This is a genomic window from Actinophytocola sp., from assembly GCF_036402745.1.
GTDB lineage: Bacteria > Actinomycetota > Actinomycetes > Mycobacteriales > Pseudonocardiaceae > Actinophytocola.
The window spans coordinates 1-22,049 of sequence record NZ_DASWSJ010000287.1 but is presented as its reverse complement, the minus strand read 5'-3'; the positions used below and the strand labels follow the sequence as shown (position 1 = coordinate 22,049).

Annotated in this window: 22 protein-coding genes; 11 read left to right on the top strand and 11 right to left on the bottom strand. The window is 71.2% G+C overall.

Features of this window, described 5'->3' with window-relative positions:
- Window positions 1–40: 40 nt before the first annotated feature.
- Entirely contained in the window at window positions 41–1,093 is a 1,053-nt protein-coding gene (locus VGD70_RS27200; protein WP_331086214.1) for a DUF4192 domain-containing protein, read from the bottom strand.
- A gap of 182 nt (window positions 1,094–1,275) precedes the next feature.
- Window positions 1,276–2,124: a M23 family metallopeptidase gene (locus tag VGD70_RS27195; RefSeq protein WP_331086212.1), complete on the bottom strand. Its 849-nt coding sequence runs from the start codon at window positions 2,122–2,124 to the stop codon at window positions 1,276–1,278.
- A 188-nt stretch (window positions 2,125–2,312) separates the two neighbouring features.
- Here VGD70_RS27195 and add point away from each other — a divergent pair, with 188 nt between their 5' ends.
- A complete protein-coding gene (add, locus tag VGD70_RS27190; protein WP_331086210.1) occupies window positions 2,313–3,338 on the top strand; it encodes an adenosine deaminase in 1,026 nt (341 codons plus the stop codon).
- On the opposite strand, the gene VGD70_RS27185 is transcribed toward add, so the two are convergent.
- Window positions 3,314–3,718, bottom strand: a complete 405-nt coding sequence (locus VGD70_RS27185) for a TrmH family RNA methyltransferase (RefSeq protein ID WP_331086208.1) — start codon at window positions 3,716–3,718, stop codon at window positions 3,314–3,316. The genes add and VGD70_RS27185 overlap by 25 nt on opposite strands.
- Before the next feature lie 280 nt (window positions 3,719–3,998).
- Here VGD70_RS27185 and VGD70_RS27180 point away from each other — a divergent pair, with 280 nt between their 5' ends.
- Window positions 3,999–4,619 carry an acyltransferase gene (locus VGD70_RS27180; RefSeq protein WP_331086206.1) on the top strand — a complete coding sequence of 207 codons (621 nt, stop codon included), beginning with the start codon at window positions 3,999–4,001 and terminating at the stop codon, window positions 4,617–4,619.
- Between the two features lie 264 nt (window positions 4,620–4,883).
- On the opposite strand, the gene VGD70_RS27175 is transcribed toward VGD70_RS27180, so the two are convergent.
- Entirely contained in the window at window positions 4,884–5,114 is a 231-nt protein-coding gene (locus VGD70_RS27175; RefSeq protein ID WP_331086204.1) for a hypothetical protein, read from the bottom strand.
- Window positions 5,115–5,590: 476 nt separating this feature from the next.
- On the opposite strand from VGD70_RS27175, the gene VGD70_RS27170 reads away from it, so the two are divergent.
- The 6 genes from VGD70_RS27170 (at window position 5,591) to VGD70_RS27145 (ending at window position 14,022) form a co-directional block, all read left to right on the top strand.
- Window positions 5,591–8,500, top strand: coding sequence for a hypothetical protein (locus tag VGD70_RS27170; RefSeq protein WP_331086202.1), 2,910 nt, complete (start codon window positions 5,591–5,593; stop codon window positions 8,498–8,500).
- Window positions 8,501–8,502: 2 nt separating this feature from the next.
- Complete coding sequence (locus VGD70_RS27165) at window positions 8,503–9,606, top strand: glycosyltransferase (protein ID WP_331086200.1); 1,104 nt, start codon at window positions 8,503–8,505, stop codon at window positions 9,604–9,606.
- Window positions 9,603–10,580: a lysylphosphatidylglycerol synthase transmembrane domain-containing protein gene (locus VGD70_RS27160; protein WP_331086198.1), complete on the top strand. Its 978-nt coding sequence runs from the start codon at window positions 9,603–9,605 to the stop codon at window positions 10,578–10,580. The genes VGD70_RS27165 and VGD70_RS27160 overlap by 4 nt, the downstream gene beginning before the upstream one ends.
- Window positions 10,577–11,155: a class I SAM-dependent methyltransferase gene (locus VGD70_RS27155; protein WP_331086196.1), complete on the top strand. Its 579-nt coding sequence runs from the start codon at window positions 10,577–10,579 to the stop codon at window positions 11,153–11,155. The genes VGD70_RS27160 and VGD70_RS27155 overlap by 4 nt, the downstream gene beginning before the upstream one ends.
- Entirely contained in the window at window positions 11,148–11,933 is a 786-nt protein-coding gene (locus VGD70_RS27150) for a class I SAM-dependent methyltransferase (protein WP_331086194.1), read from the top strand. The genes VGD70_RS27155 and VGD70_RS27150 overlap by 8 nt, the downstream gene beginning before the upstream one ends.
- 67 nt (window positions 11,934–12,000) lie before the next feature.
- The gene (locus VGD70_RS27145) at window positions 12,001–14,022 is read left to right on the top strand and encodes a prolyl oligopeptidase family serine peptidase (RefSeq protein WP_331086192.1); all 2,022 of its coding nucleotides are present in this window, start codon (window positions 12,001–12,003) and stop codon (window positions 14,020–14,022) included.
- Here the strand turns inward: VGD70_RS27145 and VGD70_RS27140 are convergent.
- Genes VGD70_RS27140 through VGD70_RS27130 form a run of 3 tightly spaced genes read right to left on the bottom strand, consistent with a single transcriptional unit; the run spans window position 14,008 to window position 15,325 of the window.
- Window positions 14,008–14,598 (bottom strand): TetR/AcrR family transcriptional regulator, encoded by a 591-nt coding sequence (locus VGD70_RS27140; protein WP_331086190.1) that lies wholly within the window; start codon window positions 14,596–14,598, stop codon window positions 14,008–14,010. The genes VGD70_RS27145 and VGD70_RS27140 overlap by 15 nt on opposite strands.
- Window positions 14,588–14,710 (bottom strand): hypothetical protein, encoded by a 123-nt coding sequence (locus tag VGD70_RS27135; protein WP_331086188.1) that lies wholly within the window; start codon window positions 14,708–14,710, stop codon window positions 14,588–14,590. The genes VGD70_RS27140 and VGD70_RS27135 overlap by 11 nt, the downstream gene beginning before the upstream one ends.
- Before the next feature lie 39 nt (window positions 14,711–14,749).
- On the bottom strand, window positions 14,750–15,325 hold the full coding sequence (locus tag VGD70_RS27130) for a TetR/AcrR family transcriptional regulator (protein ID WP_331086186.1): 576 nt from the start codon (window positions 15,323–15,325) through the stop codon (window positions 14,750–14,752).
- 64 nt (window positions 15,326–15,389) lie between these two features.
- Here VGD70_RS27130 and VGD70_RS27125 point away from each other — a divergent pair, with 64 nt between their 5' ends.
- Window positions 15,390–16,154 (top strand): SDR family NAD(P)-dependent oxidoreductase, encoded by a 765-nt coding sequence (locus tag VGD70_RS27125; protein ID WP_331086183.1) that lies wholly within the window; start codon window positions 15,390–15,392, stop codon window positions 16,152–16,154.
- A gap of 12 nt (window positions 16,155–16,166) precedes the next feature.
- Here VGD70_RS27125 and VGD70_RS27120 read toward each other — a convergent pair whose 3' ends face one another.
- Window positions 16,167–16,739, bottom strand: coding sequence for a TetR/AcrR family transcriptional regulator (locus VGD70_RS27120; RefSeq protein ID WP_414638066.1), 573 nt, complete (start codon window positions 16,737–16,739; stop codon window positions 16,167–16,169).
- A 79-nt stretch (window positions 16,740–16,818) separates the two neighbouring features.
- On the opposite strand from VGD70_RS27120, the gene VGD70_RS27115 reads away from it, so the two are divergent.
- Window positions 16,819–17,190: a DUF4267 domain-containing protein gene (locus VGD70_RS27115; RefSeq protein ID WP_331086179.1), complete on the top strand. Its 372-nt coding sequence runs from the start codon at window positions 16,819–16,821 to the stop codon at window positions 17,188–17,190.
- A gap of 11 nt (window positions 17,191–17,201) precedes the next feature.
- Window positions 17,202–17,633, top strand: a complete 432-nt coding sequence (locus VGD70_RS27110; RefSeq protein WP_331086177.1) for an SRPBCC domain-containing protein — start codon at window positions 17,202–17,204, stop codon at window positions 17,631–17,633.
- On the opposite strand, the gene VGD70_RS27105 is transcribed toward VGD70_RS27110, so the two are convergent.
- The 3 genes from VGD70_RS27105 to nrdR form a co-directional block, all read right to left on the bottom strand.
- Window positions 17,630–18,286: a ferritin-like domain-containing protein gene (locus tag VGD70_RS27105; RefSeq protein WP_331086175.1), complete on the bottom strand. Its 657-nt coding sequence runs from the start codon at window positions 18,284–18,286 to the stop codon at window positions 17,630–17,632. The genes VGD70_RS27110 and VGD70_RS27105 overlap by 4 nt on opposite strands.
- 65 nt (window positions 18,287–18,351) lie before the next feature.
- Window positions 18,352–21,165, bottom strand: a complete 2,814-nt coding sequence (locus tag VGD70_RS27100) for a vitamin B12-dependent ribonucleotide reductase (protein WP_331086173.1) — start codon at window positions 21,163–21,165, stop codon at window positions 18,352–18,354.
- A 131-nt stretch (window positions 21,166–21,296) separates the two neighbouring features.
- Entirely contained in the window at window positions 21,297–21,782 is a 486-nt protein-coding gene (gene nrdR / locus VGD70_RS27095) for a transcriptional regulator NrdR (protein WP_331086171.1), read from the bottom strand.
- Between the last annotated feature and the right edge of the window lie 267 nt (window positions 21,783–22,049).

The window sequence follows — 22,049 nt, the reverse complement described above, 5'->3', positions numbered from 1 at the left end:
GGCATGGTGCGGCATTGGCGCTGCGGGCCCGGCAGGTAGCTCATTCCCGCGCCTCCGCCTCGGTGTAGAGCAGGTCGGCCTTGGCGACGCTCTTCGCCAGCAGATCGCGGAAATCGTTGGGTGGCATGCACGTCTCGATGGCCTTGTGGATCAGAGCTGCCATCTCGTGGTCCGGGTCGGCTTCCAGGGCTGCCTCCAGAGCGACGTTCGCCAGGACGCCCTCACCGCGGAGGAAGGCGTTCATCGCCAGCAGGCAGGCCGGCTCGGCCCGCTCGGGTGCGGGGATGGCTCTCGTGAGGAGCGTCCACAACCGGTCGGCCGGTTCGGACAGGTCGGTGAGCAAGGCGGCCAGGCAGTTGTCCCGGACCAGCGGCTCGCAGAGCGCCTCCGCCAGGTTGACGATCTGGTCGTCATCCAGGTCAGGGAGCTCGGTCCAGGTGCCAGCGGCTTCGATGGCCGCTCGCACGGCCTGCCACTGCTCCAGCGGGTTCGGCCCGGTGACGGTGGCGCGCTCGGCCAACAGCTGGGCGCGGTGCGCCACCTCGTCTTCGGGATCCGGCGCCAGGTGGGCGGCCATCTCCTCCCGGCTCGCATAGGTGACAAAGCCTGCCGCCGTGTAGGCCGCCCTGACCACCGCGGCCCGCGGATCCCGTACCTGGCCGGTGCATTCGACGTTCTCGTAGCACCACCAGGTCTCGTCGTGTCCGACCGCCCGCACCCAGACCGGATGGAGGACCACGACGCCGACGTCGGCCAACTCGCGCGCGAGGAGCTCGATGAGCCAGCGGTACGGGAGGTCCGGCGGGTCGGCGGTGCCTCCGCCGATGACCACGGGCACGACCGCGACCACGTCGTTCGCGCTGGCGGCCAGGCACAGTTGGCCGACGAGATCGGGCCCGTGCTCCGGTTCGGGAAGGTCGACCCGGAGCGTGGTGCCGAGCTGGAGCCGGTGAATGGACGGGCCGGTGAGCAGCACCAGCGAGTCGACCGGCGGGAAGCCGATCATGCTGGGAATGCTGGCGACGAGCTCGCCCAGGTCGTCGAGATGGATGGAACGTTCGGTCGGGGGTGGTGGTGCCGGTCGCGGTGTCATGCCTCCACATTGCGCGGGAACGGGCGGCGTGGAGATCGACTTCGGCAAGCTGTGGACAAGCGGACCGGTTGTGGACAACTCCGGTGAACGGCGTGGAGAACGGCGTGGAATGTCGGTGGGGACGGCTATGCTGCCGCGCCCCCGGGGGGTGCCGGCGCCGCGACGCCGGCCCCCCACTCACGTCATCCGCAGTGCTCGAACGGGCTGGTGTAGGAACTGGAGCCAACCGAGCCGCCCCACTTCACGCACTTGCCGACGGCCGACTTCGTGACCGGCCCGGCGTAGTAGGCGAACGAACCCGAGTCGGTCGTCCGCGCCGCGCCCTCCACCTCGAGGAACGCCGACGTGGCCGACGCGGTGCCGAGCGACGTCGACTTGATCGTCGCCACGCAGTTGGCGCCGGCCTTGTACAGCAGGTAGACCGTGCCGGCCGAGCCGACCGCCGCCCAGTCGATCACCTGGTAGCCGCTGCCGCAGACGGCCTGCGGGGTGTAGGAGTTGTTCGCCGCGCAGGTGTTGTGGCTGGTGTAGCTCCGGCTACCCCAGTAGAGAATCTGTGCGCCGTTGAACGAGATCCGGACCGCGCTGGCGCCCGAGCGCTCCTCGAAGTGCAGGTGCGGCCCGGTCGAACCGCCCGTGGTGCCCACGTTGCCGATGAGCTGGCCCGGGCTGACCTGGTCGCCCACCGCCACCTTCTGTGCCGACAGGTGCGCGTAGCGGGTGGTGAAGCCGCCGCCGTGGTCGATCTCGATCCACCGGCCGTAGCTGGTGGAGCCCTCGTTGGCGACCCTGGACACCCGCCCGGCGGCGGCCGCGGCGACCGGGTCGCCGTCGTCGTTCGCGCGGTTGAAGTCCACGGCGTTGGGCGGGCTGTGGTCGCTCCTGGTCTGACCGTCCCAGACCTGCCCACAGGGGAAGGGCATCTGGTACGCGGGCGCGGCACTCGCCTCCGGTGGCGCGCCGAGCACCACGACGGCGGACGAGGCGAGCACCGCGCCGGCTAACGCGACGGCAACACGGAATCTACGCATCAGCTACCTCCACGAAGAACGCGACGGGACGTAGTGATCCGACCACGCCACGCGTCCACGTGGAAGACCTACCGGTTAATTCGGCAGTAAACAGATTCCCAACCAAATTCGGATACCGTGATATCCCCACGCACCATCACCCGATCGAGTGTTGCATTTTTGTTGGCGCGTTCAGGCAGCATGGTCATGTGTTCGATTTCGTCTCCTCCCTGCCCAAGGCCGAGCTCCACGTCCACCTGGTGGGCTCGGCGTCCGTCGACACCGTCCTGGAGCTGGCCAGGCGGCATCCGGACCAGCTCGTGCCCACCAACCGCGACGAACTGGTCGCGTTCTACGAGTTCACCGACTTCGGCCACTTCATCGACGTCTATGTCAAGGTCACCCGGCTGGTGACCATGGGCGCGGACATCACGGCACTGGTCGACGGGCTCGCGGCCGACCTCGCCCGCAACACGGTGCGCTACGCCGAGGTCACGGTCACCCCGGTGCCACACCTGCTCATGGGCATCGAACCGGACGAGTTAGCCGAGGCGCTCACGGCGGGCCGGGTGCTGGCCCGCGAACGGCACGGTGTCGAGCTGGCCTGGGTGTTCGACATCGCCGGCTCGCTCGGCTACCACCACGGCATAGCCACCGCGGAGTGGGTGCTGCGGCACCGGCCGGAGGGCACGGTCGGGTTCGGGCTCGGGGGCAACGAGGTGGGTGTGCCGCGCGAGCGCTACCGCGACCCGTTCGACATGGCCCGGGATGGCGGCTTACACCTGGTGCCGCACGCCGGTGAGACCACAGGGCCGGAGACGATCTGGTCAGCGCTGCGCCATCTGCACGCGGAGCGAATCGGGCACGGCACCAGTGCGGTGGCCGACCCGGAGCTCCTGGCCCACCTCGCCGGCGAGGGCATCCCGGTCGAGGTGTGCCCGAGCTCGAACATCAGAACCAGAGCGGTGCGCTCGCTCGCCGAGCACCCATTACCCAGGCTGCTCGACGCCGGCGTGCCGGTCACGTTGGCCACCGACGACCCCGGCATGTTCCACACGGACCTGAATCGCGAGTACATGCAGTGTCACGAACACTTCGGCTTCGGCCGGTCCGAGCTGGCGGACCTGGCCAGAGCCGGTGTGCGGGCCGCGTTCTGCCCGGCGGAGCAGAAGTCGCAACTGCTCGCCGAGATCGACGCGGCCGAGCGGGGTCAGACGAGCCCGGCGAGCTTGTAGGCCACGAGCGAGCCGGCAACCGCCACGTTGAGGCTGTGACCGGTGCCGAGCATGGGGATCTCGACCGCGCGATCGAGCAGCACTGTGGCCTCGGTCGGGATCCCGTCGCTCTCGTGGCCGAGCACCACGACCGTGCGCCGCCGGGCCGCGGGCAGGTCCGCGAGCCGGATGGCCTCGTCAGCGAGCTCGACGCCGACGATGTCGCTACCCGACCGGCGCTGTGCGGCAAGCCAGGCGAGTGGTTTGTTCGCCCAGTGGATGCACGACGGCCGGCGCAGCGTGTTGCCCCGGTCGAGCGCGTCGCGGATCCAGGGGCGGTGCGGCACGACGAGGCATGCGCCCACCGCGTCGCACGTACGTAGCAGGGTGCCGAGGTTCACGCCGTACTTCGGCCACAACGGAGCAATGAGGAGGTGATCCCAGCAGGAGTGCGCTCGCTCGCGGCGTCGGCCGCGTAGCTCGGTTCTGGTGCGCACCCACATCGGCGCGGCGCTCATCGGGCGCCAGGCGAGGTCCTTTCGGCCATGGTGAGAGGCGTTTCGCGGCACGCCCGAGCCATCGACGACGAGACTGAGTCGGGCCCCATGGTACCGCCGGACGAGACAACGCCACGTCCGATTCCCGCCAGCCCGGTGTCCCGGCGCGGGCCAGCATCGGGACATGCTGATCCGCCACCGAGATGCTGAGCCGTCCGTAGACCCGACCGCGTACGTGGCACCAAACGCCACGCTGGTGGGCGACGTACGGGTGGGGCCCGGCGCGCGTGTCATGTACGGCGCCGTGCTCGACGCGGAGGGTTCTCGGGTTGAGGTGGGCGAGGCGGCGATCGTGTCCGAGCACGCGGTGCTGCGTGCCACGGCGGTGGCCGAGGTGGACACTCCGGTGTCTGTCGGCGACCATGCGTTCGTCGGTCCACATGCGACGGTGCTGGGTGCGACGGTGGGCCGGTGCGCGTACCTGGCGGCTCAGGCCACCGTGCTACACCTGGCGCGGATCGGGGCCGGTGCGAGCGTCGCGGTGGGTGCGCTGGTGCACGCGCGGACCGTCCTGCCGGACGAGTACTTCGTTCCGCCACACACCACCGCGATCGGCGACCCGGTCCGCGTGCTCTCCCCCGACCGGGCCGACGAGCTAGCCGACGCCATCCGGGACACGGCCTTCGCCGACGCCGCATTCGGCGTCCGTACCGAGTGGACGGACCGAATCACCCGCTACCGGCAGGTGGCCGAGGTCCGGTCCGCGGAGTACGCCGCACACGCGGACGACACGGTGGTGGGCTGAGCCATCCGCGCCCGCCAGGCGGATCGAACCGGATCCCGGCCATTGCCTGTTCGAAGCTCGAGGACATCGCGCGGGAGGCGGGGGTCAGCATCGGGACGCTCTACAACGGGTTTCCCACCCGCGGGTCGCTGGTCGACGCTGCGCTGGCGGACAAGGTGGCGGAGGCGGTGACGCTGGCCGAGCGGGCGGCGACAATCGCCGACCCGTGGGAGGGGTTCGCCTGGTTCTGGAACAGACCTGCGAGTTGCAGGCGGCCGACCGCGGCTACAAGTAGCTGCGTGCGCGCTCGATCGAGGACGCAACCGAGATCGAGGCGCTCAAGGCGAAGGGCACGGGCTGATCCTGGAGATACTCGACCGCGGCAAGCAGTCCGGTGCGCTGCGGGCGGACTTCCACGAGGGCGGCTTCGCGTTCGTTTTGTGGAGCGTCACGCGCACGATCGAGGCCACCGGTCCGCACGCGCCGGACGCGTGGCGCCGGCACCCTGGCGTTCATGCTGGACGGATTCCGCGCCTCGGCCGCGCACCCACGACCCGGCAACCGCTGGGACCGGCCGAGGTGGCCGAGGCGATGCGCCACCTCGGCGACAACGCCTGACCCACGCCACCGCGCTGCCCGGTGGCCAGTGCCAAGGGACGAGCACGCCCGTCGGGGGGAGCCGCACGGCAGGGAGCCCGCACCTCCGGGGGGAAGCCGCACGTCGGGGGGAGCCGCACGGCGGGGAGCCCGCACGTCGGGGGAGCCGCACGTCGGGGGAGCCGCACGACGGGGGAGCCGCACGACGGGGGGAGCCGCGCATCGGGGAGCCCGCACGTCGGGGGAGCGGCTCGGCGGGACCGTATCGGGCACTAACTCGAGCCACACGGCTCGTGGGGAGCCCGGTCGGCGCGAGGGTCGTGGTGGGGACGACCCTCGGTCTGAACCGTCGGGTGGGCGGCAGATAGCCTTCTCGCTGCGTTGAGGGAGGTTGCTTGAGCAGAGTGCTGGAGGACGAGGAACGCCCCCTGCCCGGCGACACCTCTCCCGATCACACCGACCGGTTCGACGAGAACGGCCGCCAGGACCGGCTCGGCGGGCGGCTGCTCCCGCTCGTCATCTGGCTGGCGGTGGCCGCGTTCATCGTCGTCGGGATTGGGTTGCCTCTGGTGGGGCAGGGGGTCTTCGCGCCGACGGACATGCTCGCCACGTGGGCTCCGTACGGCGAGTCCGTGCTGGCGGGCGTCGTCCCGCGCAACACCTATCTCCAGGACATCGCCGACGGGGTTCTCCCTCAGACGGCGCTGTTCACCGACAGCATCCTCCACGGTGCCGGGGCGGCGTGGAACCCGTTCGTGCTCGGCGGCACCCCCCTCGGCGTCGTCCCGAACAACGCGCTTCTCTCCCCGCTGAGCCTGCCGTACTACGTCCTTCCGACGTGGTTGGCGCCGGCGTGGGTGAAGGCGCTGGAAATCCTGCTCTCGGTCGGCGGCACGTTCCTGTTCGCCCGCAGGCTCGGCATGAGCCGGCCGGCGGCACTCGTGGGCGGGCTCGTGTTCGCCACGAGCGCGTTCATGATCGCCTGGACCGGGTGGCCGCAGACCCGCACCGCCGCGTTCATCCCCGTCCTGTTCTGGGCCGTGGAGCGGCTGGTGCAGCGCCGCCGCGTCCCCGACGCCGTCCTCGTCTGCCTGGCGGTCGCGGCGATGCTCGTGGGCGGGTTCCCCGCGGTCACCGGCTACGCGCTGGCCGCCGGCGGGGTCTACTTCCTCGTGCGGGTGCTTGCCGAGTACCGGGCGCAGTGGACGCGCGTCGCCAAGGTGGTCGCGGCCGGCCTCGCCGCGATCGCCGGTGCGGTGGGCCTCGCGGCGATCCAGCTGCTGCCGTTCTCCTACTTCATGTCGCACGCCTACGTCTGGGGACGCGACCAGACCTCGGCCGACCACATCCCCTACCGGTCGCTGATCACCGCGATCGCCCCGTGGGCGCTCGGCTCGACCGACCCGCTGCGCCCGCCCGCGTGGTTCGCCGGCACCAACCTCGTCGAGGCGCTGTCCTACGTGGGTGCGGCCGCCCTGCTGCTGGCGCTCATCGGGCTGGCGGCCGTGCGCTCGGGCCGCGGACTGCTCCCCCGCGGCGTGTGGGTGTTCCTCGTGGCGGCCATCGCGATCGCGATGGTGCTCATGTACGCCGGCGGTCCGCCGCTCGCGCTGGCACAGCGCCTACCCGTCCTCTTCTCGGAGAACTTCGTCGGCCGGACCCGCTCCGTCCTGGGCTTCCTGGTCGCCGTGCTCGCCGCGGTCGGCTTCGAGCTGGTGCTTCGCCGGCTGCGGCAGACCAGGGACGACCAGACCAAGGAAGAACGGACAGGGGTCCTGAGCCGGGTGTGGGGCCCGCTCGTGTGGCTCGGCGCCATCGCGGGCACGGTCGGCGTCTGGTACGCGGCCCGCGGCCTGGCCAAGTCCACCCCGGACCTGCTGGCGAACTACGACGAGCAGATCCTCATCGGCGTCGCGTTCATCGCGGGGGCCGCGCTCTGCGTCGCCGTCGCGTGGTGGGGGCGGGGGCGCGCGCTCAAGACCATCGCGCTCGTCGGCGTCCCGCTGCTGATCGCCGCGCAGGCGCTCACCCTCGCCGTGCCGTACTGGGTGCGCAGCGACCGGGACACCTTCTATCCCGAGACCGACGTGCACCGCTACCTGGCCGCACACCTGGGTGGCGACCGGTACGCCAGCCCCACCGACACATTGCTGCCCGGCGAGAGCAGCTACCACAGCCTGCGCAGCCTCGGCGGCCACGCGTTCTCCGACAAGCGCATGGGCGAGACGATCGAAGCCCTGCCCGGCAACCAGTTCCGCGACCCGCCGACGCTGCCGTCGATCGCCCAGAGCCCCGACATCGTCGGCAGCCCGATCCTCGACCGGCTGTCCGTCCGCTACTACGTGAGCGGCTCGTCGGCCCCGGTCCTCGGCACGCCGCACGACCTCGCCATCGACGGCTCCACGGCCACCCTCACCCCCGACCAGCCGCTGACCGCGCCCGTCCAGCAGACCGGCCCGCTGCGTGCGCTCGCGATCCACGTGTCCGCGCCGACCACGCAGGCGTGGACGCTGCGGGTGAGCCTGCGCGACCCGGCCGGCACGGAGCTCGCGACGGGCGTGCGCCACCTGTGGAAGTTCGCCAACCCGCTCGACGTGCAGATCCCGGTGGTCGGCGAGGACATCCCGGCCGGCACCCCGCTGACCGCGACCTTCACCCTCGAAGGCGGCAACAGCGACAGCGGCAACAGCGGCAGCGGGATGCAGCTCTCCGGCCAGGCCGGCAAGCCCGCGGTCACCACCATCGGCCCCGCCGACGACGGGCTGCGCGTCGTCATGGCCGAGCCGTCGGTGATCTACGCCCGCGCGCACGCGCTGCCCCGCATCCGCTGGGCCGGCACCGCCGTGGTCGAGCCGAGCTCCGCCAAGCAGCTGACCATGCTCGCCGACGGTGACCTCGACCCCGACCAGGTCATGCTCGGCGCGCTCCCGCCGGAGACGGGCGGCGGCGCCGGGGCGAAGGGCACCGTCGACGTCGCCGAGGACCGCAACGACGCCATCGAGGTGAAGGTCGACGCCCAGGGCGCCGGCTACCTGGTCGTCGCCGACGCGCTGCAGAACGGTTGGCGGGCCACGGTCGACGGCGCGGACGCCGACCTGATACCGGCCGACCACAGCGTCGTCGCGGTCGCGGTCGGCGAGGGTCAGCACACCGTGCGGCTGTCCTACGCGTCGCCCTACCACGGCGCCGGGACCTGGCTGAGCGCTGCAACCGCTGTGTTACTGTGCGCGCTGGTCGTCGTCGAGCGGTGGTGGCGCAGGCGTCAGCGAACCACGACCCACACCCCAGAATCAGGGACACAGTAATCATGCGGATTGCCGTCATCGGCCCAACGCATCCCTACAAAGGCGGGATCTCGCAGTACACCACCGAGCTGGCCCACCAGCTGTCGGCGGCGGGGCACGACGTGCGGCTCGAGTCCTGGTCCCACCAGTACCCCAAGCGGCTCTACCCCGGCCAGCTGACCGTCGAGAAGCCCGAGCTGCCCCCGTTCCCCGGCACCCACCGCACGCTGTCCTGGCGGCGCCCGGACTCCTGGTACGCCTGCGGCCGGCGGCTGCGCGACCACGACCTCGTGGTGTTCGTGGTGGCGAGCCCGGTGCAGATGCCCGCCTACCGCGGGATCCTGGCCGGCCTGGGCCGCAAGCGGCGCGCCACGGTCGTCACGCAGTGCCACAACGTGCTGCCGCACGAGCGCAGCTCGATTGACGAGCGGCTGATCCGCGGCGTGCTCACCCGGGTCGACGGCGTGCTCACGCACTCCGACGCGCAGGGTGACATCGCCCGGTCCCTCACGAAGGTGCCGGTGGTCGTCGAGCAGATGGCGCCCCTGGTCGTCGCCACCGCCACCGGCAACGCGCGCGACGACGAGGTGCACCGCAAGCTGCTGTTCTTCGGCCTCGTCCGGCCGTACAAGGGGCTCGACGTGCTGCTGCGGGCCATGGCCGCGGGCCCGAAGGACGTCTCGCTCACCGTGGCCGGCGAGTTCTGGGGCGACATGCCCGCGGTCATCGACGCCCTGGTGGCCGAGCTCGGGATCGCCGACCGGGTCACCATCCGCCGCGGGTACGTCGACGCCGAGGAGGTGCCCGCGCTCTTCGACGGCGTGGACGCGCTCGCGCTGCCGTACCGGTCGGCCACCGCGTCGGTCAACGCGTTCCTGGCGTTCGAGCACGGCGTCCCGGTGATCGCGAGCCGGGTCGGCACGCTGCCCGACGACGTCCACGACGACGTCGACGGCCTGCTGGTCACGCCGGACGACGTGGCCGGGCTGACCGCCGCGCTCGAGAAGTTCTACACCGGCGACACGCCGCTGCGGCTCCGCTCCGCCGTGCGCAAGCCCGACTCGGCCCCGCAGTGGAGCCGCTACCTCAAGGCGCTGACGAGCCTCGTCCGGGACCCGCGGCCGTGACTGAGCAGCAACCCGCGGTCAAGCGCCGCGGCCTCGGGGACTGGATCCGGATCGGGTTCCTCCTCGCGGTGCTCGTCTTCGGCGTCGTCTTCGTCGCCTCGCGGTGGGACGAGCTGCGCACCGCCCTCGGCGACATGTCGTGGGGGCTGGTCATCGCGTCCGTGGTGCCCGCCGCCATCGGCACGCTGCTGAACGTGCTCGCCTGGCGGGCCATGCTCGTCGACCTCGGCGGCGAGCTGTCGGTCCGCGAGGCCGGGCGGGTGTTCCTCGTCGGCCAGCTCGGCAAGTACCTGCCCGGCTCGGTGTGGTCCTTCCTCGCGCAGGCCGAGCTCGCCAAGGACCACGCGGTGTCCCGCAAGACCACGTTCACCGGCAGCATGCTCGGCGTGGCGCTCTCGCTCGGCACCGCCGCGCTCGCCGCGTTCCTCCTGCTCCCGTTCGGCGCGGCCGACGCGATCCGCCAGTACTGGTGGGTGGTCCTGCTCATCCCGGTCTGCGTCGTCCTGCTGCACCCGCGGATCGTCGGCCCGATCATCGACCGCGCGCTGCGGCTCATCCGCCGCCAGCCGCTCGAGCAGCGGCCGACCTATCGCGGCATGCTCACCGCCGCCGGCTGGTACGCCCTCGGCTGGGTGTTCCTCGGCCTGCACGCGTGGCTGCTCATGGTCGCGATCGGCGCGCCGGCCGGCCGGTCGCTGCCGGTGGCCATCGGCGGGCTCGCGCTCGCGTTCGCGCTCGGGCTGATCTTCATCCCCGCGCCGGCCGGGGCCGGGGTCCGCGAGGTCGCCATCGTGCTCGCGTTCGGCGCGGTGCTCGGCTCGTCCGCGGCGCTGGCCGTGGCGCTGATCTCGCGCATCATGCTCACCGTTCTCGACTTCGTGCTGGCCGGGGCCGCCTGGCAGGCCAGCCGGGCGGACCGGTCCCCCCGGGGCGTCCCGGTCGCCCCAGCGTCCGTAGATATCGAAGGGAAGTGAAGGTCATCAGTTCCAAGCAGGAAGTGCACGACGAGCGCGGGGGGTCGCTCTCAGGGTGGCTCCAGCGGCGCCGCTTCGACGTGGGCCGCCCCTACCTGCGTGGCCGGGTGCTGGACTTCGGCTCGCACCACGGCGTGCTCACCCAGTACTGCAAGCCGGATACCTACCTCGGCGTGGAGCACGACCCCACGTTCATCGAGGCCGCCCGCGAGGCGCACCCCGAGTACACCTTCGTCACCGAGCTGCCCAAGGACGACAAGTTCGACACGGTGGCCGCGTTCGCGCTGATCGAGCACATCAAGGACCCCGGCGCGCTGCTCGCCAAGTGGGCCGAGGTGCTGGCCCCGGACGGCCGGATCGTGCTCACCACGCCGCACCCGAAGTTCGAGTGGATCCACACCGTCGGCGCCAAGGTCGGGCTGTTCAGCCACCACGCGCACGAGGACCACGAGGACCTCATCGACAAGAAGCTGATGACCGAGCTGGGCGCCCCGATCGGCCTGGTGGTCGACAAGTACAAGCGCTTCCTCTTCGGCGCCAACCAGCTCTTCGTGCTCAGGCGCAGCAATGGCTGAGGCCGCGCCCCCGGGCGGGGCCGCCGTCGCCGTGGCCAAGCGGGTCGTCGAGCGCATGCTCTGGAGCCGGGTCACCGTGCAGCGCAAGCTCGGCGGCGAGCGCCCGCTGCCCTCGGCGATGCCGCACACCGACGTGCTGCGCGACGCCGCGGCGTGGCAGGCGGCGGTCGCCGAGTGCCGGCGGCTCAAGCTTCCGCTGCACCGCGACAAGCCGAAGAACTGGGACGCCCTGGGCGCGGTGGCAACCGTGCTGAACACGCTCGGCCGTGCGTCCTCGGTGCTCGACGCCGGCTCCGCGCGGTACTCCTCGGTGCTGCCGTGGCTGCGCCTGTTCGGGCTGTCCGACCTGGTCGGCAACAACCTCGAGTTCGGCGACGACGTGCGCCGCGACGGGGTGCTGTTCCGCTACGGCGACATCACCAAGACCGACTTCCCGGACGGCCGCTTCGACGCGGTCACCTGCATGAGCGTGGTCGAGCACGGCGTGCCGATCGAGCCGTTCCTCGCCGAGAGCGCGCGGATCATCCGCCCGGGCGGGGTGCTGGTCGTCTCCACGGACTACGACCAGGACCCGCCGGACACCACCGGCGTCACCGCCTACGGCCAGCCGGTGCACATCTTCTCGCCGGACGACATCCGCGACTTCGTGAAGACGGCCGAGAAGCACGGGCTCGTGCTCAAGGGCGAGCTGGCCCTCGAGCACGCCGAGCGCCCGGTGCACTGGAAGCGGACCGGCCTCGACTACACCTTCATCCGGCTGGCGTTCGACCGCGCCTGACCAGCGGGTGACCAACGGCACGTCGGGCGGCTCACCCGCCGCTCGACGTGCCGGGCAAACTCGATATATGAGCGACGATCCGTATCTCTGGCTCGAGGACGTCACCGGCGACACCGCCCTGGAGTGGGTGCGGGAGCGCAACGCCGAGGCCGTCGCCGAGCTCACCGGCGCGCCGCGGTTCGCCGAGCTGCGCGACGAGGTCCGCGAGGTGCTCGACGCCGACGACCGGATCCCCTACGTCCGCAGGCGCGGCGAGTACCTCTACAACTTCTGGCAGGACGCCACCCACCCGCGCGGACTGTGGCGGCGCACGTCGCTCGAGTCCTACCGCGGGCCGGATCCCGGCTGGGAGGTCGTGCTCGACGTCGACGCGCTGGGCGAGGCGGAGGGCGAGAACTGGGTGTGGCAGGGCGCGGCCGTGCTGCGCCCCGGCTTCCGGCGCGCGCTGGTGGAACTGTCCCGCGGTGGCGCGGACGCCGCGGTGGTGCGCGAGTTCGACCTCGAGACGTTGTCGTTCGTCGACAGCGCCGCCGGTGGGTTCACGCTGCCGGAGGCCAAGAGCCGGGTCGGCTGGATCGACGAGGACCGCGTCTACGTCGGCACCGACTTCGGCGAGGGCTCGCTGACCACGTCGGGCTACCCGCGGATCGCCAAGGAGTGGCGGCGCGGCACCCCGCTCGACGAGGCCACCGTGGTGTTCGAGGGCAAGCCGGACGACGTGTCGGTGGGCGCGTACCACGACCCGACCGAAGGCTTCGAACGCGACTTCGTCTTCCGCAACCCCGACTTCTACCGGACCGAGAAGCACCTCCGCACGCCGAACGGGCTGGTGCGGATCGAGGTGCCCGACGACGCCGACACCTCCGCGCACCGGGAGTGGCTGCTGATCAGCACCCGGTCCGAGTGGACCGTCAACGGCCGGACCTACCCGGCGGGCGCGCTGCTCGCCGCGCGGTTCGACGACTTCCTCGCCGGCGGGCGCGACCTCGACGTGCTGTTCGAGCCGGACGCGCACACCTCGCTCGCCTACGAGGCCTGGACCCGCAACCACCTCATCGTCGCGACGCTCGAGGACGTGAAGAGCCGCTTCGAGGTCCTCACCCCCGGGCCGGACGGCTGGTCGCGCGCGCCGCTCGCCGGCGTGCCCGAGCTGGGCTCGGCGGACATCCTCGACACCGACCCGGACGTCAGCGACGAGTACTTCCTCAACGCCAGCGGCTACACCCAGCCGGCCACGCTGTACCGGGGTGAGATCGGCGGCGACGTCGAGGTCATCAAGCGGGCACCGGCGTTCTTCCCCGCCGACGGGCTCACCGTCGAGCAGCACTTCGCCACGTCCGACGACGGCACGCGCATCCCGTACTTCGTGGTGAGCCCGCAGGACCCGGCCGGCCCGACGCTGCTCACCGGCTATGGCGGCTTCGAGGTCTCGCTCACCCCGAGCTACAGCGGCACCACCGGCCGCGGCTGGCTCGCCCGCGGCGGCACGTACGTCGTCGCCAACATCCGCGGCGGCGGCGAGTACGGGCCGACGTGGCACCAGTCGGTGCAGCGCGGCCAGCGGCTGCGGGTGTACGAGGACTTCGCCGCGGTGGCCAAGGATCTCGTCGACCGCGGGATCACCACCCCCGCACGGCTCGGCATCCAGGGCGGGTCGAACGGCGGGCTGCTGATGGGCGTGATGCTCACCCGGTACCCGGAGCTGTTCGGCGCGATCGTGTGCCAGGTGCCGCTGCTGGACATGCGTCGCTACCACCAGCTGCTGGCCGGCGCGTCCTGGATGGCCGAGTACGGCGACCCGGACGACCCGGACGACTGGGCGTTCCTCAGCGAGTACTCGCCGTACCAGAACGTCCGGCCGGGACGGCCCTACCCGCCGACGTTCGTCCTCACGTCCACCCGGGACGATCGGGTGCACCCGGGGCACGCCCGCAAGATGGTGGCCCGGCTGCGCGAGCTCGGCTACGACGTGCGCTACTACGAGAACATCGAGGGTGGGCACGGCGGCGCCGCGGACAACGAGCAGCTCGCCTTCAAGTGGGCGCTGGTCTTCGAGTTCCTGTGGGAGCAGCTGTCAGCGCTGGAGTGAGGCCCAGATGCGGTCCGGGAGCACGCGCGCGGCCTTGGCGAGGTCGATGTCCGCGCCGGCGAGCCAGCGGCGGGACAGCTCGGCGACCGGGCCGATGAGCAGCATCTCGGTAAGCGGGTCCGGTAGGTCCACAATGGACCCCGCGCGCACGTGCGGGGCGAGCCAGCGACTCATGCGGGCCATGCGTGGTTCCTTGGCTTCCGCGACCGCGGCGGCGTGGGCGGGCAGGTAGCCGGCGTACGCGGAGGCGTGGACGAAGCGCGCCCGCGCGGGCTGCTCCTGGACGAAGCGCAGGTACGCGGTGACCACCGCGCGCACGCCGCCCCGCGGGGTCCGCGCGCGCTCCAGTGGGGCGACGAGCTCGTCGAGCAGGTCGGCCATGCAGCGCGCGTACAGCGCCGCCGCGAGGCCGTCGACGCTGCCGAAGTGGTGGTAGAGGCTGCCGAGGCTCACTCCGCTCGCGGACACGACCGCCTGCACGGTGAAGCCGTCCCGCCCGGCCTCGTCGTGCACCGCGAGCGCGGCGTCGAGCAGCCGGCGCGTGGTCTCCTCGCCGCGGCGCTGCTTAGGCGGCATCGCGCACGCCGGTGAGCTCCACCGCCTGCCGCCAGAGCGCGTCGGCGAGCAAGGAATCGACCACCGCACGGCCGATGCCCCGGTTGCCGCCCGTCACCACAGCCGTCCGCATGCGACCATGCTAACTAGAACGACTTTCTAGAACAAGGTTCTAGTCGAGAGATCGCCAGGCAAGGTCCGGCAGGTGCCGGCGCATCCAGTCGAGGTCCACGTCCGCGCCGGCGAAGTAGCGGCGGCACGCCTCGTGTGCGGGACCGAGCAGCACGAACTCGAGGGTGAGCGGCGGCCACGGCGGCAGGTCGAACCGCGCGAGCTGGTCGTGGAGCGGCCGCTTGAAGCCGTCCTTGGCGGCGAGCACCGTGGCCCGACTGTCGCCGGCGAGCTCGACCGCCATCGCCTGGTACATGAACCGGGCCTCGTCGGGGTGTGCGACGACCCACTCGAGGTGCCCGTCGACGAGCGCGCGGACGGCGGATTCGGCGGTATCGGCCTCGCCGAGTCGCGCCACGAGGTGGGCGAGCAGGCGCTCGAACGTGCGGATCAGCAGCGCCTCGACGATGCCGGCGAGGCCGCCGAACAGGTGGTAGACGCTGGACGGGCTGGCGCCGGCGGCCTTGCGGATGTCCTCGATGCCGGTGGCGAGCACGCCGCGCTCGGTGAAGCAGCGCAACGCCGCGTCGAGCAGCGCGTCGCGTCGCTGGATCCCGTCCCTGCGTGTGGCGACCACCGCGCCGAAGTTACACGGCCGCACTACTTGGAGGAATCCTCCAGTTAGTGCCACAATGGTCCGCATGGACCTCCACCTCGCTGCCCGCGTCGCGCTCGTCACCGGCGGCTCGCGTGGCATCGGTCGCGCCGCCGCCCTGCTGCTCGCCCGCGAGGGCGCCCGGGTGGCGGTCAGCTACCGGTCCGATGTGGACCGTGCGGCCGCGGTGGTCGCCGAGATCGCCGACGCGGGCGGCGAGGCGTTCGCGGTACCGCTGAACCTGGCCGACCACGAGTCGATCCGCGCGGCGGTCGCGTCGGTGCTCGACCGGTGGGGGCGGCTCGACGTGCTGGTGAGCAACGCGCTGGACACGGCAGGGCTGACCTTGTGGCCGCCGACGGCGTTCGAGGAGCTGGCGGCGTCGACGTGGCAGCCGTTCCTGCGGGCGAACGTCGACGGGCCGTACGCGGTGGCGCAGGCGGTGGTGCCGGCGATGCGGGCACAGGGGTTCGGCCGGATGGTGATGGTGTCGGGCACGTCGGGCCTGGACGGCCAGCCGTTCGCAGCGGCGCTCGCGACGGCGAAAGCTGCGCTGCACGGCCTGGTGCGGACGCTGACGAAGGAGCTCGGCCCGGCGGGGATCCTGGTGAACGCCGTCCTGCCGGGCACGACCCTGACCGAACACATCGCGGCGGTGCTGCCCGCCGATGCCCGCACCACCCGTGCGTCGGCGTCCCCGATCCGCCGCCTGCTGGACCCGGCGGAGGTGGTGCCGGCCATCGCGTTCCTCGCCTCCCCGACGAACACCGGCGTCACCGGCGAACTGCTCCGCGTCAGCGGCGGCCTCTGACCACCCGCGGGCCTACCCGAGCAACAGGGCGACGGCCGCGGCGAGGCGGGCCGCCTGGTAGCCCTCGGACAAGCGGCCGTCCCTTTCGAGGGTTACCAGGCCGTGCAGGGTGCTCCACGCGACCTCCGTGAGGACGCCCTGGTCGCGGTCGCCGGCCACCGGGGCGATCGTGGCCTGGAGCTCGGCGAAACCGTCGCGCAGTGGGGCGGGGGCCTCGGGGCGGGCGAAGGGTAGGCCGGCGGCCCGGCTGAACATGGCGTCGTACAGGGCCGGGTTGGTCTCGGCGAAGTCGACGTAGGCCTTGGCCACCGCGTGGACCGCGTCCGCCGGGGAGGTGGCCGCGTCGCGGGCCCGGTGCATGACCGACGCCAGCTCGGCGAAGCCCTCCACCGCCACCGCGGCGACGATGGCGTCCTTGCCCGCGAAGTGGCTGTACAGCACCGGTTGGCTGTACTCGATCAGCTCGGCCAGCCGGCGTGTGGTGACGGCCGCCCAGCCATCGGCCTCCGCCAGCTCGCGCGCGGTCCGCACGATCAGCTCGTGTCGCTCGGCCCGTTCCCGCTCTCGCCTGCTCACGCACCGGATACTAGCAGCGCTAGACGTGCTAACAACACTAGTGCTAACGTCGCTACGTCACCTAGCAGCGCTAGATCGAGGAGTCTTCGTGATCATCACCGGCTACGTCCTGACCGCGCTCGGCGCTCTCGGCATCCTCTTCATCGGCCTGCGCTACCTGCTCGCACCGCACGCCAGCGCGGCCACCTTCGGCCTGCCGGACTGGCCGCGCGAGGCGTTCCAGTCCTGGCTCAACCTCAAAGGCGTGCGCGACCTCGGCATCGGCCTGCTGACGGTCACCATGCTGATCACCGCGACGCCGGTGACGCTGGCCTGGTTCATCCTGGTCACCGCGCTCATCCCGACCGGCGACATGCTCGTCGTGCTGCGCTACCGCGGTTCGAAGGCGCTCGCGTACGGCATGCACGGCGGCACCGCGGCCGCCCTGGTTGTGATCGCCTTCCTGCTGCTGCTCGGCTAGCATCCGGCCCGATGCGTACCATCCGCACGTCCATCGTGATCGCGGCGGAGCCCGGCGCGGTGTGGGCGGTCCTCGCCGACTTCGCCGGCTACCCGTCGTGGAACCCGTTCATCCAGGAAGCGTCCGGCGAGCTCGTCGCGGGCCGCACGCTCACGCTCCGCATGGCCCTCAGCGACGGCAGCATGGCCCGGACCTTCACGCCGACCGTGCTGGCCGTGCGGGAGAACGCGGAGCTCCGCTGGCTCGGCAAGCTGCCGCTGCCCGGCTTGTTCGGCGGCGAGCACATCTTCGAGCTCACCGCGCTCGACGGCGGGCGGACCGAGGTCGTCCAGAGCGAGCGGTTCACCGGGCTGCTGGTTCCGTTGCTGGGCAAGATGATCAGGCAGACCGAGCGCGACTTCATGGCACTGAACGAGGCGCTCAAGGCCCGCGTCGAGAGCTAGCGCGACGCGGCTTTGAGCACGTCGGCCACGAACCGGCGACGGGTGACGCCGAGCTCGCGCAGCGCGGACCCGTGGTCGTAGGCGACGACGAGCGTGACGCCGAGCAGGAGGAACCACCACCCGCCGAGCACCACGCGGGTCGCGGCGCCGAACGCGCCGCGCAGCCGCTGGCGGTGGAACGGGACGTGGCGCTCCTCGTCGGCGAGGATGCGGCCGGCGACCTCGGTGGTCAGCGGGTCGGTGGTGCCGTCGCGGAGCGCGCGGTAGTACCGCAGCGCGATGACCTCGGCGACGAGGAGGACGAGCAGCTCGAGCCGGAGTCCGAGCGCCCGCCGGAGCCGGACGAAGACCGTGTCGGACCAGTGGCCCGCGATCGTCGGCGCGCCGGCCGCGGCCAAAAGCTCCGCGAGGAGCCGCGCGTGGTTCTGCTCCTCGACGACGAACAGCTTGACGGCGGTGGCGTAGTCGGCGTCCCCGGCACCACCGGCCTTGGCGATGAGGTTGGCCCCGTCGCCCGACTCGCCGACCTGGAACCGCTGGACGCTCCGGACCACCGCGGGGTGCAGCCGCGCCCCGCGGGACCAGTCCGGGTCACCGACCTGCTGCCGGCGCTCGGCTTCCGCCTCGAAGTCCTGGACCCAGTCGTAGAACATACGAAATCTCCCCTCATCCGCCCCTGACGTAAGGACGGATGAGGGGAGAGGACGTTGGCTGACGGTCAGCTGCAGCCGGAGGTCGAGCCGCAGCCCTCGCAGACGTAGCACGAGCCCGCCGGGCGCATCTTCGTGCCGCAGGTCATGCACAGCGGGGCGTCGGCGGCCTTGCCCAGGTGGAGCTCCAGCAGCTCGGTCGAGCTGTGGGCCTCCGACAGGTCGGGCTCCTTCGCCGACTCGACCGCGGGGCGGGTCGGGGTGGCGTCGACGGAGGTGCGCAGGCCCTCCAGGTCCACGTCGGACGTGGTGCCGTAGTCCGTGTTGACCTGGGCGTTGCGCTCGTCCGCGGTGAAGACGCCGAGCTGGGCACGCTTCTCGTACGGCAGGTAGTCCAGCGCCAGCCGGCGGAACAGGTAGTCCAGGACACTCGTCGCGATGCGGACGTCCGGGTCGTCGGTCATGCCGGCCGGCTCGAAGCGGAGGTTCTGGAACTTCGAGACGTAGAACTCCAGCGGGATGCCGTACTGGAGACCGACCGAGATCGACATGGAGAACGCGTCCATCACGCCGGCGAGCGTGGAGCCCTGCTTGCCCAGCTTGACGAAGATCTCGCCGAGGCCGTCGTCCGGGTACGAGCCCGCGTGCAGGTAGCCCTCGGCGCCACCGACAGTGAACGAGACCGTCTGCGACGGGCGCTTCTTCGGCAGGCGCTTGCGGACGGGCCGGTACTCGATGACCTTCTCCGGCTCGGCGGTGCCGTTGTTGGCACCCTTGCCGGCCGACAGCGGCTGGCCGACCTTGCAGTTGTCGCGGTAGATCGCGAGTGCCTTCAGGCCCAGCTTCCAGCCCTCGAAGTAGATCTGCTCGACGTCCTCGACGGTGGCCGCCTCCGGCATGTTCACCGTCTTGGAGATGGCGCCGGAGACGAACGGCTGCACCGCGGCCATCATCCGGACGTGGCCCATCGGCGCGATCGAGCGCTCGCCCATCGCGCAGTCGAACACCTCGTAGTGCTCGCGGCGCAGGCCCGGCGCGTCGATGACGTGGCCCTGCTCGGCGATGTACTCGACGATGGCCTCGATCTGCTCGTCCTGGTAGCCCAGCGCCTTGAGCGCGCGCGGCACGGTCTGGTTGACGATCTGCATCGAGCCGCCGCCGACCAGCTTCTTGAACTTCACCAGCGCGAGGTCGGGCTCGATCCCGGTGGTGTCGCAGTCCATCATCAGGCCGATGGTGCCGGTCGGCGCGATCACCGCCGCCTGCGCGTTGCGCCACCCGTTCGAGGCGCCGACCTTCAGGCCGCGCTGCCACTCGCGGGTGGCAAGACGCTGCACCGCGGAGTCGTTGACGTGGTAGGTGCGGATGAGGTCGTTGGCCGCGGCGTGCTTGCGCATGACCCGCTGGTGCGCCTCGGCGTTGCGGATGTAGCCGTCGTACGGGCCGACGACGCCGGCGAGCTCGGCGGAGCGCCGGTAGGCGGTGCCGGTCATCAGCGAGGAGATGCTCGCCGCGAGCGAGCGGCCGCCCTCGGAGTCGTAGGCGTGGCCGGTGGCCATCAGCAGCGCGCCCAGGTTGGCATAGCCGATGCCCAGCTGGCGGAACTTGCGGGTGGTGTCGGCGATCGGCTCGGTCGGGAACTCGGCGAAGCAGATCGAGATGTCCATCGCGGTGATGACGAGCTCGACCGAGCGGGAGAACAGCTCCGCGTCGAACGTGCCGTCCTCGCGCAGGAACTTCAGGAGGTTCAGCGACGCGAGGTTGCAGCTGGAGTTGTCCAGGTGCAGGTACTCGCTGCACGGGTTGGACGCGGTGATCCGGCCGGACTCGGGGCAGGTGTGCCAGTCGTTGATGGTGTCGTCGTACTGCACACCCGGGTCGGCGCACTCCCACGCGGCCTTCGCCATCTTGCGGAACAGCGTCTTGGCGTCGACCCGCTCGAGGATCTCGCCGGTGGTGCGGGCGCGCAGGCCGAACTCGGCGTCACTCTCGACGGCGTGCATGAACTCGTCGGACACGCGGATCGAGTTGTTGGCGTTCTGGTACTGCACCGAGGTGATGTCGGCGCCGCCGAGGTCCATGTCGAAGCCGGCGTCGCGCAGGACGCGGATCTTGCGCTCCTCCTTGGCCTTGGTCTCGATGAACTCCTCGATGTCCGGGTGGTCGACGTCGAGCACGACCATCTTGGCCGCGCGCCGGGTGGCGCCGCCGGACTTGATGGTGCCGGCGGACGCGTCCGCGCCGCGCATGAAGGACACCGGGCCGGACGCGGTGCCGCCGGAGGACAGCAGCTCCTTGGACGAGCGGATCCGGGAGAGGTTGAGGCCCGCGCCGGAGCCGCCCTTGAAGATCAGGCCCTCCTCGCGGTACCAGTTGAGGATCGAGTCCATGGTGTCGTCGACGGAGAGGATGAAGCAGGCGGACACCTGCTGCGGCGACGAGGTGCCGACGTTGAACCAGACCGGCGAGTTGAAGCTGAACACCTGGTGCATCAGCATCCAGATGAGCTCGTGCTCGAAGATCTCGGCGTCCCGCGGCGTGGCGAAGTAGCCGTGCTTGGTGCCGGCGACCACATAGGCGTTGACGACCCGGTCGATCAGCTGGCGCAGCGAGTGCTCACGCACCGGGGTGCCCACCGCGCCCCGGAAGTACTTGCTGGTGACGATGTTCGTGGCGTTGACCGACCAGAACTCCGGGAACTCCACCCCCCGCTGCTCGAAGTTGACCGACCCGTCGCGCCAGTTCGTCATCACGACGTCGCGCTGTTCCCAGGTGACCTCGTCGTACGGGTGCACGCCCTCGGTGGTGTGCACACGCCGCACGGTGAGCCCGGTCGCCTCCTGGGCGCTCCGCCCCGTTGATGCGCCGACCGTTTCCGTCATGACCAGTCCCTCTCCCTCGTTACTCGCTCGCACTGGCACCGACATCGGCCCTGACGTCACTGTCTGATGTGCCCTGTACCGCTGCCTGACTCGTTGCTGCCGGCCGACCGCGCCACGCCGCTTCGACCGACTCATGTCCCCTCATGCCCTTGTGTTCCGGGCTGCTTCTCCGCGATCGCCACCCGCAGGCCGGCGATCTCCTTCTCGAAGTCCTCGATGGAGGAGAAGGACCGGTAGACGCTCGCGAACCGGAGGTAGGCGACCTCGTCGAGCTCGCGCAGCGGCCCGAGGATGGCCAGCCCCACCTCGTGGCTGGGCACCTCGGCCGCGCCGGTCGCGCGGATCGTCTCCTCGACCCGCTGGGCCAACTGCTGTAGCGCGTCCTCGTCCACCGGCCGCCCCTGGCAGGCCCGGCGCACGCCGGTGACCACCTTCTCGCGACTGAACGGCTCGGTGACGCCGGAGCGTTTCACGACCGCCAGCACTGCTTCCTCCACCGTCGTGAACCGCCGGCTGCACTTGGCGCAGGACCGGCGCCGCCGGATGACCTGGCCCTCGTCCACCTCGCGGGAGTCGACGACCCTGGAGTCCGAATGGCGGCAGAACGGACATCTCACCAGGATCACCCCTCGAAGCTGTTTTGACCGCCGTGAAGCCCACCTGGTGATCATCTTGTGGATGGCCGGTGGACAACTAGGCCCAACCTGTGGACTAACTACAGCTGTGTAACTACTAGATGTTGGGGTCGACGGTATGCCTAGACGCCACATGATGCAAGTCGCCCACCGTGCGACACGCGGAAGAGCTGATGTCGCCCACGTCACCCGGCGCGGCGGTCACCCGCAGTGGGGAGGGCGGCGGCGTGAGTCACGCGGGCGGGTTGG

What these genes read in the sequence shown, in the direction of transcription:
- VGD70_RS27175 (WP_331086204.1), bottom strand. Translation starts at nt 5,114, where the DNA reads ATGAACGCCAGGGTGCCGGCGCCACGCGTCCGGCGCGTGCGGACCGGT.
- VGD70_RS27100 (WP_331086173.1), bottom strand. Translation starts at nt 21,165, where the DNA reads ATGACGGAAACGGTCGGCGCATCAACGGGGCGGAGCGCCCAGGAGGCG.
- VGD70_RS27110 (WP_331086177.1), top strand. Translation starts at nt 17,202, where the DNA reads ATGCGTACCATCCGCACGTCCATCGTGATCGCGGCGGAGCCCGGCGCG.
- VGD70_RS27145 (WP_331086192.1), top strand. Translation starts at nt 12,001, where the DNA reads ATGAGCGACGATCCGTATCTCTGGCTCGAGGACGTCACCGGCGACACC.
- VGD70_RS27135 (WP_331086188.1), bottom strand. Translation starts at nt 14,710, where the DNA reads ATGCGGACGGCTGTGGTGACGGGCGGCAACCGGGGCATCGGCCGTGCG.
- VGD70_RS27105 (WP_331086175.1), bottom strand. Translation starts at nt 18,286, where the DNA reads ATGTTCTACGACTGGGTCCAGGACTTCGAGGCGGAAGCCGAGCGCCGG.
- VGD70_RS27140 (WP_331086190.1), bottom strand. Translation starts at nt 14,598, where the DNA reads ATGCCGCCTAAGCAGCGCCGCGGCGAGGAGACCACGCGCCGGCTGCTC.
- VGD70_RS27150 (WP_331086194.1), top strand. Translation starts at nt 11,148, where the DNA reads ATGGCTGAGGCCGCGCCCCCGGGCGGGGCCGCCGTCGCCGTGGCCAAG.
- VGD70_RS27125 (WP_331086183.1), top strand. Translation starts at nt 15,390, where the DNA reads ATGGACCTCCACCTCGCTGCCCGCGTCGCGCTCGTCACCGGCGGCTCG.
- VGD70_RS27165 (WP_331086200.1), top strand. Translation starts at nt 8,503, where the DNA reads ATGCGGATTGCCGTCATCGGCCCAACGCATCCCTACAAAGGCGGGATC.
- VGD70_RS27195 (WP_331086212.1), bottom strand. Translation starts at nt 2,124, where the DNA reads ATGCGTAGATTCCGTGTTGCCGTCGCGTTAGCCGGCGCGGTGCTCGCC.
- VGD70_RS27200 (WP_331086214.1), bottom strand. Translation starts at nt 1,093, where the DNA reads ATGACACCGCGACCGGCACCACCACCCCCGACCGAACGTTCCATCCAT.
- VGD70_RS27180 (WP_331086206.1), top strand. Translation starts at nt 3,999, where the DNA reads ATGCTGATCCGCCACCGAGATGCTGAGCCGTCCGTAGACCCGACCGCG.